Below are 15,506 nucleotides of genomic sequence, written 5' to 3' on the forward strand. Positions count from 1 at the left end.
TTGGAAAAATGGCGTGCCGCGTCCTGACGCGTGACCGCGATTATCGAACACACTGATCGACATTAAGGCGGCGGACCGAAGAACCGCGCAGGATGCGCCGACGAGCCGGGGGCGGTTCGGAGGCCTGATGACCGATCACACGGAGTTGGCGTATTGGCGCGCAAGGGCCCGGCAGGCCCGGCGCAGGGCGGAAAGCGCGATCGATCCCGGCGACCGCCTGGCGCATGAGGGTTGGGCCGCCCGCTGCGAGGCATACGCGCAGGGCCTTGTCCAAACGGGGAAATACCCGTGAACGCCCGCGAAGAAAGCGCGCGCCAGATCCGTACCCTGGAAAGCAGCGAGGCATATCTGGAGCGTGTGCGCACCTTCATGACACTCGCGGAAAGCGAACGCCTGCCGCAACGCGCCCGGCAGGCGGTGGTGGCGGCGGAGCGTTTCCTGCACCTGGCCGTCCTTGCCCGCCGGCTGGAGCAGCGGCGCGCACGGCCGCCGGCGGCGGACGAGGCAACCGAATCGACGCCGGCGGGTTTCGAAACCCATGACGACCGATCCGTGAGGGCAATATGAGCAGAGACAGCAGGAACCGGATCGTTCCGCCCGCGGCGCTGGCTGGACTGACCGCCGCAGCCGGCGGAATCGCCGCCATCGCGGCGGTATGGATATGGCGTTCACGCCGGGCCAGATCACCCGGACTGACGCATCGCGCCGATGGAACCGATGACAGTGCGAGCCTGTCCGCTCGCATCGCCGATGAGGGCATGATACCCGATATCGACCTGGGTGCATCGGCGCCTGCCGAGCCCGTGATCCCGATCGGTGAGGATGCCGATACATCGCCCGATCCAGCCGTTCCGCATTTTCCGGAGGAACTGGCAATTCCGGCGCGCGCCCAATGATGGCAGACCATGGCTGAGCGCGCTTCCGGAAATTCGCGAGCCGGTTTTCGTCGTGGAACCTGCGCACGGTTGCCGGGTTTGAACCCCCGGAGCCAGCCGCCCGCCTCCCCTGGTGCGTGCTGGCTTCACTATCATCCGGGATGAGCATGCCGTCCGAATTCGAACTGCGCGAGCGGGAGCCTGCCGCTCGTGACGACAATGATCCTGTCTTGTCATTGCGCGATGCGTTGCGCGCCACCTACGAGGTGCGGCGCGACACCTTCATCACCGGCGACCTGCCCGTTTTGCTCACGCGATTGTCGCGGCTCCAGCCCGTGGAAAGTGGGGGCGATACGAACGCGGGGCCGTGACCCATTCGTCGCATTCCGCCCTGCCATGACAAAAAATTCAATATTGGGAACGGTTTGACAAGATGTGCGTTGGCGCGCCAGATGGCGGGGGTGACCAAACAATTCGATCGACCGGAGGCCGGCGCGGCTTATGCGCCCGGGCAGGAACGGGCGGATGATCTCACCGCGCAGACGCCATTCCCGGCCCTTCTTCCGACCTGATCGAGGCAATTGATGTCCAGCTTCACCTCTCGCGACCGGGCCCCGTGGGTTTATGCCGTCGTCGCGCTGCTGTTGGCCCTGCCTTTTGCCGCGGATCTGATTTTTCCGCTGGGGACGGCCGTTTGGGTCGCCTATCTGTTACCCGTCGTCGGCGCATATTTGGCGCCGCGCCAACAGGCGCCGCTGGTGGTCGCCGCGCTCGCGACCTTGCTCGTGATCGTCGGTTTCGCGATGGCGCCCGAAGGCGTCGATCCAAATGTGGCGATCGTCAATCGCTCGCTCGGCGTGGGCGTCACCTGGATCCTGGCGATCATCGGCGCGCTGTTCATCCGCAACCGGCTGGCGATCGCGCATCAGGAATGGCTGCAATCGGGACAGGTAGGGCTGGCGCGGGCGGTGGGCGGCGAACAGCCGCTCGACGAACTCGCGAAAAGCGCGCTCGATTTCCTGGTCGATTATCTCGATGCCGATGCCGGCGCGCTGTTCATCCGCAATGGCGAGGGTTTCCGCCGCCATGCGACCTATGGCGTGCCCGCCGATGCGCCCGTGCCCGAACGCTTCCTGCCCGGCGACGGGCTGCTGGGCCAGGCGGCGGCCGAGGATCGCGGCTTCGTGATCGATCAGGTGCCCGATGATTATCTCTATTTTGGATCCGCCTTCGGCCGCGCAAAACCCGCCCGGCTGGTGATCGCGACCACGCGCGCCGATGGCGCCGTGAATGCGGTGATCGAGCTGGGCTTCCGCGGCGGCGGCGGCGCGCGCGCGCAGGAATTGCTCGATCGCGTGTCTGGCCAGCTTGGTGTCTCGATCCGATCGGGCAAATATCGCGCAAGGCTGCGCGAATTGCTGGAGGAGACGCAGCAACAGGCCGAGGAGCTCCAGGTCCAGAGCGAGGAACTGCGCGCCAATAACGAGGAACTGGAGGCGCAGAGCCGCCAGCTGCAGGATGCGGCGGCGCGGCTGGAGGCGCAGCAGGCCGAACTGGAGCAGACCAACGCCCAGCTCGAGGAACAGGCCCGTCAACTGGAAGTGCAGCGCGACGATCTGACGCGCAGCCAGGTCTCGCTGGAAAACCAGGCGGGCGAGCTGGAACGGGCGAGCCGCTACAAATCCGAATTCCTGGCCAATATGAGCCATGAACTGCGCACGCCGCTCAATTCGCTGCTGATCATGGCGCGGCTGCTGGCGGAGAACCGGGCGGGCAATCTGAGCGCCGAGCAGGTGAAGCATGCCGAGACGATCGAGACGTCGGGCAACGACCTGCTGACGCTGATCAACGATATCCTCGACATTTCGAAGATCGAGGCGGGCAAGATCGACCTGGAGCCCGCACCGGTCGCGATCCGGGGCATGATCGCCAAGCTGGAAGCGGTGTTCGCGCCCGCCGCCGAGGCGAAGGGGCTGATGTTCGTGACCGAGACCGGGCCGGGCCTGCCCGAGGCGTTCGAGACCGATGCGCTGCGCGTGGAGCAGGTGCTCAAGAACTTCCTTTCCAACGCAGTCAAGTTCACCGATGCCGGCACGGTGACGCTGGCGGTGGCGGAGCAGGAGGATGGCCGCATCGCCTTCACCGTGCGCGATACCGGCGTGGGCATCGCGCCAGAGGATCAGGGGCTGATCTTCGAGGCGTTCCGCCAGGCCGACGGGACGGTCAGCCGCAAATATGGCGGCACCGGCCTTGGCCTCTCGATCTCGCGCGAGCTGGCGCGGCTGCTGGGCGGCGAGATCTCGGTCGCCAGCGCCAGGGGCCAGGGCAGCGCCTTCACGCTGGTGCTGCCGCGCGACTTCGAGGGGGCGAGGCCGCTGCCGTCGCCGCCCATGCCCGCGCCCAGGCCGGTCCGGCCGAAACGCTCGCAGGGGCATATGCCCGCCGGCGACGATCGCGAGCAGCTTGCGGGCGACAAGCGCACGATCCTGATCGTCGAGGACGATCCGGCATTCGCGCGCATCCTGTGCGATATCGCGCGCGAACAGGGTTTCCAGTGCCTGGTGGCGGGCACCGCCGACGAAGGCGCGCTGATGGCGCGGCAATATATCCCGCATGCCGTGATCCTGGACATGAACCTGCCCGATCATACCGGGCTTTCGGTGCTCGACCGGATCAAGCGCGACGTGCGCACGCGCCATATTCCCGTCCATGTCGTCTCGGTCGACGACGCCAGCCAGGCGGCGCTGTCGAGCGGCGCGATCGGCTATCTGTTCAAGCCGGTGAAGCGCGAACAGCTTGTCGAGATGCTGGAGGGGCTGGAGGCGCGCATGGCGCAGCGCATGCGCCGCGTGCTGGTGGTGGAGGACGACGCGCAACAGGCCGAAAGCGTGCGGCTGCTGCTGGCGTCGCGCGATGTCGAGACGGTGGAGGCGCATTCGGCCGCCCAGTGCTTCGAGCGGCTGGGCGAACAGACCTTCGACTGCATGGTGCTCGACCTCAACCTGCCCGACGCATCGGGGCTGGACCTGCTCGACCGGCTGAGCGCCGACGACAGCGTCGGTTTCCCGCCGGTGATCGTCTATACCGGACGAGACCTGAATGCCGACGAGGAATTCCGGCTGCGGCGCTATTCCAAGTCGATCATCGTGAAGGGCGCGAAATCGCCCGAGCGGCTGCTCGACGAGGTGACCCTGTTCCTGCACCAGATGGTGTCCGAGCTGCCCGAGCAGCAGCAGCAACTGATCGTGAAGTCACTCAACCGCGACGCCGCGCTGGAGGGGCGGCACATTCTGGTGGTCGAGGACGATATCCGCAACGTCTATGCGCTCACCAGCATCTTCGAGCCGCATGGCGTGAAGATCCGGATCGCGCGCAACGGCCGCGAGGCGCTGACCGCGCTCGACGAGGCGGAACGCAAGCTCTGCCAGCCTTTCGACCTTGTGCTGATGGACGTGATGATGCCCGAGATGGACGGGCTGACCGCGACGCGCGAGATCCGCAGCCGCGCCGAACATGGCGGGCTGCCGATCATCGCGCTGACCGCCAAGGCGATGGCGCGCGACCAGCAGGATTGCCTGGATGCCGGCGCCAACGATTATCTGGCCAAGCCGCTGGATGTCGACAAGGTGCTGAGCCTGGTGCGCGTGTGGATGCCGCGATGAACGAAGAGGCCGTCCTGCCGCATGAGGAGATCGAGCTGGACCTGCTGCTCGATGCGATCTGGCGTCATCATCATCATGATTTCCGGGGCTATTCGCGCGGATCGCTGCATCGCCGGCTGGCGCGGGCGCGGGCGCGCTTCGGCTGCGAGAGCCTGTCGCAGCTCCAGCATCTGGTGCTGCGCGATCCCGCGATCTTCGCCGGGCTGATGGGCTTCCTGACCATCCAGGTGAGCGAGATGTTCCGCGATCCCGAATATTTCCGCGCGCTGCGCGAAAAGGTGGTGCCGCACCTGCGCACCTATCCCTCGCTGAAAGTGTGGATCGCGGGCTGCGCCAATGGCGAGGAATTCTATTCGCTGGCGATCCTGTTCCGCGAGGAGGGGCTGGAGGATCGCACGATCTTCTATTGCACCGATATCAGCCCGGCCGCGCTGCAGGCGGCCGAAGCCGGGATCTACGGGCTCGACCGCATCGCCCAGTTCACCGAAAATCATCGCCGCTCGGGCGGCAGGACCTCGCTCTCCGATTATTACACCACGGGCTATGGATCGGCGGTGTTCGACCGGTCGCTGCGCGCGCGCGCGGTGTTCGCCGAACACAGCCTGGCGACCGATGCGGTGTTCAGCGAGGTGCAGCTCGTCTCCAGCCGCAACGTGCTCATCTATTTCGACCGCGCGCTGCAGGATCGCGCGCTGGGCCTGTTCGGGGATTCGCTGGTGCGCGGCGGCTTCCTGGGGCTGGGCGCGCGCGAAAGCCTGCGCTTCTCGACCGTTTCGGACCGGTTCGCCGATTTCGATCCGGACGAGAAGATCTACCGGCGCAATGCGGTGAACATGCGGGAGGCGATCCATGCTGCGTGATCCGGTCACCATCCTGGCGGTGGACGACGTGCCTGAAAACCTGGTCGCGCTGGAAGCGTTGCTGAAGCGCGACGGGCTGGAGATGCTGAAGGCGGCATCGGGCGAGGAGGCGCTGGAGCTGCTGCTCGTCAATGATGTCGCGCTGGCGCTGCTCGACGTGCAGATGCCGGGCATGGACGGGTTCGAGCTGGCCGAGCTGATGCGCGGCACCGAGCGGACGCGCGGCGTACCGATCATCTTCCTGACCGCCGTCGCCACCGACGAGCGCCGCCGCTTCCGGGGATTCGAGGCGGGCGCGGTCGATTATCTGCTCAAGCCCGTCGATACCCAGATCGTGCGCAACAAGGTGGACGTGTTCGTCGAGCTGTTCGCGCAGCGCCGCGAGCTCGCGCGCCAGCGCGACCGCCATGCCGCGGCGCTCGCCCGGCTCAACGCGCATATCGACAATTCGCCGCTGGCCGTGGTCGAGTTCGACGCGGAGGCGCGGATCATCGGCTGGTCCAAGGGCGCGGAGCGCATGTTCGGCTGGCGCGCGCCCGAAGTGGCGGGTTTTCGCGGCGGGGAACTGCACTGGATCGACAGCGACGATGCCGCGCGCTTCGCCGCGCTGATGCAGGCGATGATCGAGGGGCGATCGCTGCGCGAGACCGGCGCGCTGCGGATGCGCACGGCCGAGGGCGTGGTGCTGGATTGCGACGTCTATTGTTCGGCGCTGCTCGATGCGCTGGGCCGGCTCGTTTCGGTCAATGCGCAGATCCTGGACGTCACCGACCGCAGGCGGGCCGAGGAAACGCAACGGCTGCTGATCGGCGAGCTCAACCACCGGGTGAAGAACACGCTCGCCTCCGTCCAGGCGATCGCGACGCAGACGCTGCGCCATTCATCCGGCCCGTCGGATTTCGCGCCGACCTTTATCGGCCGCATCCATTCGCTGGCGCGCGCGCACGGGTTGCTGAGCGACACCACCTGGCAGGGTGCGCGGCTGAGCGAGCTGATCGAGGGGCAGCGCGAGATCGGCACGATCGATCCCGCGCGCTTCGCGGCGAACGGGCCCGATCTGGAACTGGCGCCCGAACCCGCGCTGCACCTGGCGCTCGTCATCCACGAACTGGCGACCAACGCGCATAAATATGGCGCGCTCTCGGTTCCGGAAGGGCGGGTGACGCTCGACTGGGACGTGGTGGACGGAACGCTCCGCATCGACTGGGTGGAAAGCGGCGGCCCCGCCGTCTCTCCGCCGACGCGCAAGGGGTTCGGCACCGCGCTGATCGAACGCAGCCTGCGCGCCGAGGGCGGCAGCGCGGTGCCCGATTATACGGGGCCGGGCATGCGCTGGACATTGTCGCTGCCGCACGGCGCGTCCACGCGCCCGCGCGCACCAGCCCGGCCGCGCCGGTTCGAACAGGCGGTGAAGGCGGCGCAGCAGTCGAGCGGTGGCGGATCGCTGCGCGGGAGGCGCATCCTCGTCGTCGAGGACGAGCCGCTGGTTGCGCTGGAACTGGCGACGATCCTGGCCGATGCCGGCGCGGAGGTGATCGGTCCGGCGGCGACCGCCAGGCAGGCGCTGGCGCTGATCGACGATGCCGGTCCCGAAGTCGCGCTGGTCGACGGCAACCTGCAGGGCGAGACGGTGGACGACATCGCCGCCGCGCTTGCCGCGCGCGGCGTACCCTTCCTGTTCGTCAGCGGCTATGGCCGGGAGAATTTGCCCGAGGGTTTCGAGACAGTCTCGATCGTCACCAAACCCTTCTCGACAGCGATCTTGCTCGACATGACTGCGAAGGCGCTGGTTCAGGTGGCCTGATCCGGATTCGCCGCACATGCCGGACATGCCAGACGATTTTCAGGAGGGCCGAATGGCGATCCGGCAGTTCACCACAAGCTTGTCGATCCAGACCAGCGGCCAAGGCCTGGTCGAGATCACCGATCGCATCTCCTCATGGGTCGAGGATGCCCAACTCGTACAGGGGCTGCTCACGATCTTTTGCCGGCACACCTCCGCTTCGCTGCTGATCCAGGAGAATGCGGCGCCGGAGGTGCGTGCCGATCTTGAAAGATATTTCGCGCGCATCGCGCCCGAGGACCCGGCAGCCTATGCGCATGACGACGAGGGGCCGGACGATATGCCGGCGCATCTGCGCACCGCACTCACCCAGGTGCAATTGTCGATCCCGCTGATCGACGGCGGCCTCGCCTTGGGAACGTGGCAGGGCATCTACCTGTTCGAGCACAGGCGGCGGCCGCATCGGCGCTCCATCGCGCTCCACCTGCTGGGTGAATGATCCGTTCGCGCCATGGTTTGGAAGGAACAGGCCTGATGACCGAACATGCAGAAGTACGAAACAACGTGGAAGCCGGCCGTTACGAGCTGATGGTGGACGGCGAACTGGGCATCGCATGTTATGAACGTCGCGAAGGCGCCATTGTCTTCACCCATACCGAAGTGCCGGGCGCACTGAAGGGCAAGGGTGTCGCCAGCCGGCTGATCAGGGGTGCGTTGGCGGACGTTCGTGCCCAGGGGTTGAAGGTGGTTCCGCTCTGCGAGTTCGTCTCCGCCTATCTCGACAGGCATCCCGAGGAACAGGATCTTCTTGCGGCCGATGCACCGGGGTAAACATTGCCGCCCGGTAATGAGAATCTGACCCCGCAACCAACCTCGAACCTAGGGGTGGGAAATTTCGTAATCGATCGGCTTGAACGATCCGTTGTTGGATTGCGGCGCCGAGCAGGCGGTGAGGCCGATCACAAGGTCTTCCTCCGCCCTGAAGACGATGCGATCTCCAGCAACGCTCAATGGCGGATCGACGCGCAAGGCGCCGGTCACAGCGTCGATCGGCACATTCATGAAGCAGTTGAACGCCACGGGAATATCGTCCGGTGCGATGCCATGGGGAGCAAGCGCCGATGCGAGATTGCCGAAGCAGCCATGATGCGGGTCCTCGTCACCATAGATGATCCGAAACGTGTCGCTGGAACATGGCGTGAGCAGGAAATCGTGCCGTCCGACATCGTCATGGACGATCTCCAGCAATATGTTGCTGCGGTTGGAATAAAGCTTGTGGCCGGTGGTGAGATAGATGCGGCCAGCATAATCGAGCGTACGGCCCGAGGACAGTACCTCGCGCACGTCGTCGCGGCGAAAGGCGAGAAGGTCGGCGACCTGTTCGCCGCTCGGATCGATCACCGAAAGCAGCGCACCCTTCGGCAATTCGAAGGCGACGCCCGTGCGTGGAGCGATCCTATGCGGCATCCTGTTCTCCCTTGGGCTGTCCTTCCTTGCGGCCGCGGAACGGACATTGCCAATCCGGCCCGACCTCGCGGCCGCTATATTGCCGTGCCTCCGATATCGCGCCGTGTCGCGCCAGCATAGGATTGGGCGTGCCCGCCAATGCCACATCGCGCGTGATGATGGCTTCGCGCAGTTTGTCGTAACGCCCCTGTTCGCGCAGCCGCTCGAACTGGTCGTGAAGGTTGAAGACCAGCGCGGGGCGCTCGAAGCGCCGGGCGGGGCGACTTGCATGCGGGTGAAGGCCGACAACGAAAAAGGCCTCTCCGCCAAAGCTCAGGGAAAAGTGTGGATCTTCCGGATCCGCGCTGACGCGCGGATCGGGCCTTTGCCCAAGCCATTCGTCCTTGTCGCTGAGCGACTGGAGCCGCGCCCAGAGATTGTGCTCGAACGCGGCCTCGTCCAGCCCGGCATCATTCTCGAACAGCACGACGAGCGACTGGAACAGTGTCGGATCGGCCCGATAGTCCTGAACCAGGTCGAGCAGGTTGGGGTAGATGCGCAGATCGTCCCATGCCGACCCGATCTCCTTGCCGACGACAAAACGCATTTTCCCGCGTCCGAGCGCCGATTTGGCGCCGACACAGGGAAAGCTGTCTGCCTTGACGAAGGCTTGGAATGAGCGGGCAAGGGGATGCGTGGAATCGTCGGTCGGTTTCAGCATGTGGCTCTCAACGTCGAAGTCGAATAAATTGTTTCATTTTATCAGCTTAACCTATGTTGATGGCGAAGGCTGATGCGAAGACGGGTGCGCGGCTAGTCGATCCACAGGCCATGCGCCCGATGCCAGTCCTCGAGCGCGTCTTCGGGATATTCCTCGAAACATTGATCCTGCGGGCCGATTTCCGGCTCGACCCATGTCGCCTTTGAGGAGAGCATCATATGGACGAGCGACGGGGGCTTCGGCAGTTCGGTATCGATCGCCGATGCGAAGGGATGAACGAGCTCGGGATATTCCGGGCTGAAGACCCAGAGCGCGCTGGCGCATTGCGCGCAAAAGTGCCGCTCGCCCGTGCTGACGCGGCACCCCCCATGTCCGTCGTCGAGCTCCGCGTGAAACACGCTCGTGGCGCCCTCGACTGTCAGCGTGCGTTTATCGGCGTGGAGATTGATCGCATATCCGCCGCCGCCGGCGGTCTTGCGGCATATCGAACAATAGCAGCGCATGAACGGCACGGGGGCATGGCTGTCGACGGAGAAGCGCACATTGCCGCACCGGCACGATCCGTTGAGCTTCACGGGCATTGCAGCTCCTTTCGGGCGATGTCGCCGCGTTATGGACGGTCAGGGTTGAATTGTGAGGCCGGGTGAAAGTTCCCGGACGCGATGGCCGCTTCGTCGTGGTTCATGCGGCATGGATCATGCTGCGCCGCACAATCGGGGATTGTGTCCATGCCGGCCGATATTGGGTCAATGAAACACGGATTTATCGGCCGGTTCGTACAGCTCTGGTCCGGCTCGCAGGGCGTTCCGGCGATTGGCCGCCGCCGGGTGGAAAGACGAGGTCTGCTCCTGCGTTGGATCCTAACCCACCGCCGCGAGGAGAATCCACATGGTACAGACCGATATCGCCACCGACGAAACCAGCCGCCTCATCGCCTCGAACAAGGTCGAGGGCACCAATGTCTACAACCGGGACGGGGAGAAGCTGGGTTCGATCTATAACTTCATGGTCGACAAGCGATCGGGCCGGGTCGAATATGCCGTGCTCCAGTTCGGCGGATTGTTCGGGCTCGGCAGCGACTATTATCCGCTTCCCTGGGATGTCCTCACTTACGATACCGCCCAGGGCGGCTATGCCGTCAATCTCGACAGGGCCATGCTCGAAAAGGCGCCGCGCTACGCGAGCGACAGAGAACCTGCTTTCGACCGCGATTATGGCCGGGAGGTCTATGGCTATTACGGGGTGAACTATCCCTTCTGATCTCTGGCCTGATCCGTTTCACGGGCGCCCGGCGAACGGTCGGAAGGGCAAGGAAGGCCGGTCTCTGCGAGGGTCCGCACAATGCTGTGCGGCTCTCTCCAGACCGGGGCCGATAGCCGGGGCGATCTATGGGCCGAGGTTCTCAAGCCCCATCGCGATCGCCCCCATTGGTCCAGCCAATGGACCGAGGCCGGGCGCGCCCAGGCGGCGATCCAGCTCTTGGACATAGGCAGAGAGCGATCCATAGCCGCCGATACTGGCGGCCAGTCTCGCGCGGAGCCGGGGGAAAAGCCGCTCGCGCGTGGCCATCACGCCGCCGCCGATCGCGAAACGCTCGGGCGCGGCCACCACGACGAGATTGTGGAGCAATCCGGTCAGGTCGTGGACAAACGCGTCCCATTCCGGTCCGTCGTCGGGAAGGGTTTCGCCGGAGCGGCCGAAACGGTCGGCCAGCGCGGGGCCGGAGATCAGTCCCTCGACGCAATCGCCATGGAAGGGGCACCAGCCCGCAAAATCATCACCCTTGGCGCGCGCCACGCGCATATGTCCGGCTTCGCCATGCGAAAAGCCTTCCACGGGCCGGCCCCCTGAAATGAGCCCGACGCCCACGCCGGTGCCGATCGTGATGTAGCAATGGCTGGAAAGCCCTTGCGCCGCGCCCCAGCGACCTTCGGCGAAGGCGGCGGCGATCACGTCGGTCTGGATCGCCAGCGGCTTGGCGTAGCGAGCGGTGAGGCGCCTGACCAGATCGGCGCCCGTCCAGCCGGGCTTGGTGGTTCGGCTGATCGATCCGAAACCGGGGCTGGCGGGGTTGAGGTCGAGTGGTCCGAAACTCGCCACGCCGATCGCATCGAATTGCCATCCGTCCAAAACAGCTTCGAGCGCGGCGAGCGTCGTGACGGGATCGGCCGTCGGAACGGTCTGACGCGCCCGGATATCGTCAGGGCCGGTCGCGAGGATCGCGACGCATTTGGTCCCGCCCAGCTCGAGACCGGCGACGAGCGGAGAAAGCGTCATTCCGCAATGTCCCGCGCGGCGCGATACGGGCTTGCCGAATGATCGGTTGGGCGGGCAGGGTTCGACATCGGCGTCAGCTCCCGAGATAATGCGCCATGGCGATGTCGACGCCCTGATCCCAGATCAGCTCCAGGGCTTCGGCAAATGCGGTCGCGAAGGCCTGATTGTCCGCCAGGTCGCCGTAGATCGCACGCATGCCGATCCAGCGGGCGGGGTCGTGCCGTGCCTGTCGCGCCATTGCCGTCAGTTCCTCCCAATCGGGATCATTCGGTGCGATGATCTGTCCGCGCTCGTCGACGCCATGGCAATAGCGGCACCACATCGCGCTTGCGAGGGCCAGCCCGCCGGGCATGATGCCCCTGGCCAGGGCGTCGCGGATCGAAGGAATGATGAACTTGGGCTGCCGGTTCGAACCGTCGAAGCACAGGCGTCGCACGGTGTCGGCGATCTCCGGATTGGAGAAGCGCTGGATGACCTGCCTCTTATATTCCGACAGGTCCAGGCCGGGTACCGGGGGCACGACAGGCAGGATCTCGTCGGCCTGGACCTTGTCGAGAAAGGCGGCGATCGTCCTGTCCGCCATCGCTTCATGGACATGTTCGATGCCCCTGATGCCACCCGGATAGGCGATGATCGCATGGCCGCCGTTGAGGATGCGGAGCTTCATCGTCTCGAAGGCGTGGACCCGATCGGTGAAGGTGACGCCGACTTTCTCGAGCGCTGGGCGTCCTGACGGAAACCTGTCTTCAACCACCCATTGGCGGAAGGGTTCGCACGTGACCGGCACCGGATCGTCGGCAAGGCCGAAGGTGGCCGCCATCGCGCGTTCGCGCGCACCCGTCGCCGGTGCGATCCGGTCGACCATGGCATTGGGGAAGGCGACATGGGCGGAGATCCAATCGGCGAGATCGGGATCGGACAGGCGCGCCAGCCCGATCGTCGCGGCGCTTGCCGCATCGCCATTGCCCGGCAGATTGTCGCAGGAAAGCACGGTGAAGGGGGGAGTGCCGGCGTCGCGACGCCGCTTCAGCGCCGCGACGATCGCGCCGAACGCGGTGGCCGGCCGGTCCGGGTTCCGGGCGTCCTCGATCATGTCCGGATCGGTCGGATCGAACCGGCCGCTCGCCGGGGCGATGAAATAGCCGCCCTCGGTGATGGTCAACGAGACGATCCGGATCTCCGGCCGGCACATCGCCGCTATCAGTGCGGTATTGGCTGGATCCACCTCGATGAAGTCGATCATCGCACCGACACGCCGGGCGGTTTTCCCTTCCGGATCGAGTTCGATCACCGTCGACAGGCAGTCCTGCGCCTTGAGTGCCTTGCGCGTATGAGCATCGTGCGGACGAACGCCCGCGCCGAGGATCGCCCAATCGGCATCTTCGCCGAGCGCGAACAGATCGTCGAGATAGACCGCCATATGGGCGCGGTGGAAATTGCCGAGGCCGATATGGACGATCCCGGGCGTCAGCCGGGCGCGATCATATCTGGGCTGGGAAGGGCTCATCTCATGCCATCCAGTTGCCGCCGTCGACGCCATAGGTTTGCGCCACGATATAGTCCGCTTCCGAACTTGCCAGAAAGATCGCCATGCCCGTCAGGTCGCCGGCCCCGGCCATGCGGCCGATCGGCAGCGCGCGCTCCACCAGCCGCTTCTTCTCTCCCGGCGGCCGGTTTTCGAGCCGGGCGAACTCAGCGTCCACGCCGTCCCAATGTTCGCCGTCGACGACGCCGGGCGCGATCGCATTGACGTTGATGCCGTGGCGGATGAGGTCGAGCCCGGCGGACTGGGTCAGGCTGATCACCGCCGCCTTCGCCGCGCAATAGACCGCGACCAGCGGTTCGCCCCGCCGGCCGGCCTGGCTTGCCATGTTGATGATCTTTCCGCCGCGCCCGCGCTCGATCATGTGGCGGGCGGCCGCCTGCAGGCAGAACAGGCTGCCCGCCACATTCACCGCGAAGACCCGCTCATAGTCCGCGCGCGCGATTTCGGCGATCGGCGCCGCGGTGAAAAGCGCGGCGTTGTTCACCAGAATATCGAGTGTGCCGAGCTTTGCGATCGCGGCGGCGAAGCCCGCGTCGATCGATGCCTGCCGGGTCACGTCCATCTCGACCGCGACCGCCGAGGGGCCAAGCGTAGCGGCGGCTGTCCGGACGCGCTCGCCATCGATATCGGCGAGCGCGACCGTCGCGCCTTCGGCGATATAGGCGCGGGCGAATGCCAGGCCGATGCCGCGCGCCGCGCCGGTGATCAGCGCGGTTTTTCCCGCCAGCCTGGAGAGGCGCGCCTCTTCCGAGGGCGCCGCTTTCAGCATGCCGCTTTCACCGCCGGGTAGATCGTCAGTTCGATCGGGGCCTTCGGGGCGACGACATTGTCGAAATCCACGACGGCGCCTTGCGCGATCAGGGTTTCGCGCAGATGCGTGAAGTTCATGTCGGACATGCTGTAGCCGTGCTTGTTGCAGAGCGCCGCCGCGGTGCCCGCGCCCTGGCCCATCGCCATGCATGTGGCCATCACGCGCACCGAGCCGAAACCGGGGCCGTCCGCGCTGAGGCATCGTCCCGCCGTGATGAGGTTGACGCTGCCTTGCGGCACCAGGCAGCGGAGGGGGACGTTATATTCCTGCCGTGGGACGACCAGGCCGTTCTGGTCGTTGCTGTCGCTCGCATGGATATCAATGACGTGCGCGCCCTTCGCGATCGTATCGGGAAAGGCCTTCGGGAACAGGATGTCGTCCCGCTGAAGCTCGTAGAGTCCCACGATATGATAGGATTCCCGCACGCCGGTCTGGATGCCCGACTTCGCCAGCCAGCAGTCGCGGAATTCCGGAAACTCCCGGCGCAGGACTTCGATGATGAGTTGCAGGTTTTCCCTCAGGCTGCATTCGGTCTTCGTGAACCATTCCGGATCGCTGGCATCCGTCGCTTCGCGCAGCACATTGATGCTGACCATGCCATCGCGGAAGAATTTGTTGATCCAGGGCCCCCCGAAGATCGGGATCTCGCCTTGTTCGTTGAGCGCGAGCAGCCGGTCGCGAATGTCGGCGGAGACCGGCAGCATCCCGTCGACCGCGTCGCGAAAGAGATAGTCCAGCGCGTCGGTATCGACGCCGCCCAACTGGAACCACAGCGTCGCGGGCTGCAGGACGTCGCCCTTGGTGGTCGGAAAGCCCGCCGCGCGCACAAGGTCCGCATCGCCGGTGCAATCGATGAAGACATCGGCGCCATAGGCGACGCGGCCGGCCTTGTTCTGGACGATGACATGGGTGACGCGGTCTCCCTCCACCACGCAGTCCGAGAACCAGGAGTGATAGAGCAGGGTCACGCCGCTTTCGAGCAGCAGGCGCTGGGCCGCGAGTTTCAGCATTTCGTCGTTGACGGGATAGTTGCCGCTCTCAAGCGAGACGTCCGCGCCGCCGAGTTCGGCCGCTTTCCGCAGGAGTTCGAACGGGATGCCGCCGATATGCTGCTTGCCGAAATGGCGGAACTCGCTGATCGGGGTCACCAGGGCGCTCGTCGACATGCCGCCGACAAAGCCATAGCGCTCGATCAGCAGGGTGTTCGCGCCATTGCGGGCGGCGGCGACCGCGGCGATCAGGCCAGCGGGGCCCCCGCCGCATACGATGACATCATAGTCGCCGGCCACCGGCACGTCCCGGCCCGGTTCCCGGATCGAATTCCTCATTCCTGATGTCACCGACACATTTTTTCCTTTGATCCGGTTGTTGCCCGGCGAGCCCGGATGATGGGGCAGGCGATCTTACGCGCCGGCGATCGGCAGCGTGGCCCGGCGATCGACAGTCCTTCCCTCATCAAGGCCAGGGCATGGCCTTCGACGTTGATAGGCGCATTCGATCGGAATGCAATAGCGCTAATGATGCT

At 65.5% G+C, this 15,506-nt stretch carries 16 protein-coding genes; 9 read left to right on the top strand and 7 right to left on the bottom strand.

The window, feature by feature from the left end; all coding sequences use genetic code 11:
- The first annotated feature begins 288 nt into the window (after nt 1–288).
- The 8 genes from ACODTA_RS25140 (at nt 289) to ACODTA_RS25175 (ending at nt 8,011) form a co-directional block, all read left to right on the top strand.
- On the top strand, nt 289–567 hold the full coding sequence (locus ACODTA_RS25140) for a hypothetical protein (protein WP_489069837.1): 279 nt from the start codon (nt 289–291) through the stop codon (nt 565–567).
- Entirely contained in the window at nt 564–896 is a 333-nt protein-coding gene (locus ACODTA_RS25145; protein ID WP_489069839.1) for a hypothetical protein, read from the top strand. Before ACODTA_RS25140 ends, ACODTA_RS25145 begins: the two co-directional genes overlap by 4 nt.
- A 140-nt stretch (nt 897–1,036) precedes the next feature.
- Nucleotides 1,037–1,246, top strand: a complete 210-nt coding sequence (locus ACODTA_RS25150) for a hypothetical protein (RefSeq protein ID WP_489069841.1) — start codon at nt 1,037–1,039, stop codon at nt 1,244–1,246.
- A gap of 213 nt (nt 1,247–1,459) precedes the next feature.
- On the top strand, nt 1,460–4,537 hold the full coding sequence (locus tag ACODTA_RS25155) for a response regulator (RefSeq protein WP_489069843.1): 3,078 nt from the start codon (nt 1,460–1,462) through the stop codon (nt 4,535–4,537).
- On the top strand, nt 4,522–5,397 hold the full coding sequence (locus ACODTA_RS25160; protein ID WP_489069845.1) for a CheR family methyltransferase: 876 nt from the start codon (nt 4,522–4,524) through the stop codon (nt 5,395–5,397). Before ACODTA_RS25155 ends, ACODTA_RS25160 begins: the two co-directional genes overlap by 16 nt.
- Nucleotides 5,387–7,201 (top strand): response regulator, encoded by a 1,815-nt coding sequence (locus tag ACODTA_RS25165; RefSeq protein WP_489069847.1) that lies wholly within the window; start codon nt 5,387–5,389, stop codon nt 7,199–7,201. The genes ACODTA_RS25160 and ACODTA_RS25165 overlap by 11 nt, the downstream gene beginning before the upstream one ends.
- A 58-nt stretch (nt 7,202–7,259) precedes the next feature.
- Nucleotides 7,260–7,679 carry a secondary thiamine-phosphate synthase enzyme YjbQ gene (locus ACODTA_RS25170; RefSeq protein ID WP_489069902.1) on the top strand — a complete coding sequence of 140 codons (420 nt, stop codon included), beginning with the start codon at nt 7,260–7,262 and terminating at the stop codon, nt 7,677–7,679.
- A 35-nt stretch (nt 7,680–7,714) separates the two neighbouring features.
- Nucleotides 7,715–8,011: a GNAT family N-acetyltransferase gene (locus ACODTA_RS25175; RefSeq protein WP_489069848.1), complete on the top strand. Its 297-nt coding sequence runs from the start codon at nt 7,715–7,717 to the stop codon at nt 8,009–8,011.
- A gap of 48 nt (nt 8,012–8,059) precedes the next feature.
- Here the strand turns inward: ACODTA_RS25175 and ACODTA_RS25180 are convergent, their stop codons facing one another.
- The 3 genes from ACODTA_RS25180 to ACODTA_RS25190 all read right to left on the bottom strand — a co-directional run bounded on the left by ACODTA_RS25180 (nt 8,060) and on the right by ACODTA_RS25190 (nt 9,928).
- Entirely contained in the window at nt 8,060–8,647 is a 588-nt protein-coding gene (locus ACODTA_RS25180; protein WP_489069850.1) for a DUF1989 domain-containing protein, read from the bottom strand.
- A complete protein-coding gene (gene gntA / locus ACODTA_RS25185; RefSeq protein ID WP_489069852.1) occupies nt 8,637–9,347 on the bottom strand; it encodes a guanitoxin biosynthesis heme-dependent pre-guanitoxin N-hydroxylase GntA in 711 nt (236 codons plus the stop codon). Before gntA ends, ACODTA_RS25180 begins: the two co-directional genes overlap by 11 nt.
- Nucleotides 9,348–9,439: 92 nt before the next feature.
- Complete coding sequence (locus tag ACODTA_RS25190; RefSeq protein ID WP_489069854.1) at nt 9,440–9,928, bottom strand: GFA family protein; 489 nt, start codon at nt 9,926–9,928, stop codon at nt 9,440–9,442.
- A gap of 307 nt (nt 9,929–10,235) precedes the next feature.
- Between ACODTA_RS25190 and ACODTA_RS25195 the strand changes: the two genes are divergently transcribed.
- Nucleotides 10,236–10,607: a PRC-barrel domain-containing protein gene (locus ACODTA_RS25195; RefSeq protein WP_489069856.1), complete on the top strand. Its 372-nt coding sequence runs from the start codon at nt 10,236–10,238 to the stop codon at nt 10,605–10,607.
- A gap of 126 nt (nt 10,608–10,733) precedes the next feature.
- Here ACODTA_RS25195 and ACODTA_RS25200 read toward each other — a convergent pair whose 3' ends face one another.
- The 4 genes from ACODTA_RS25200 to ACODTA_RS25215 all read right to left on the bottom strand — a co-directional run bounded on the left by ACODTA_RS25200 (nt 10,734) and on the right by ACODTA_RS25215 (nt 15,309).
- Entirely contained in the window at nt 10,734–11,624 is an 891-nt protein-coding gene (locus ACODTA_RS25200) for an ROK family protein (RefSeq protein ID WP_489069858.1), read from the bottom strand.
- 73 nt (nt 11,625–11,697) lie between these two features.
- Nucleotides 11,698–13,131: a mannitol dehydrogenase family protein gene (locus tag ACODTA_RS25205; protein ID WP_489069860.1), complete on the bottom strand. Its 1,434-nt coding sequence runs from the start codon at nt 13,129–13,131 to the stop codon at nt 11,698–11,700.
- Nucleotide 13,132: 1 nt separating this feature from the next.
- Nucleotides 13,133–13,939: an L-iditol 2-dehydrogenase gene (locus ACODTA_RS25210; RefSeq protein ID WP_489069862.1), complete on the bottom strand. Its 807-nt coding sequence runs from the start codon at nt 13,937–13,939 to the stop codon at nt 13,133–13,135.
- Complete coding sequence (locus ACODTA_RS25215) at nt 13,933–15,309, bottom strand: FAD-dependent oxidoreductase (protein ID WP_489069864.1); 1,377 nt, start codon at nt 15,307–15,309, stop codon at nt 13,933–13,935. The genes ACODTA_RS25210 and ACODTA_RS25215 overlap by 7 nt, the downstream gene beginning before the upstream one ends.
- Nucleotides 15,310–15,506 lie beyond the last annotated feature (197 nt).

It is taken from the genome of Sphingomonas sp. FG14, assembly GCF_057809675.1.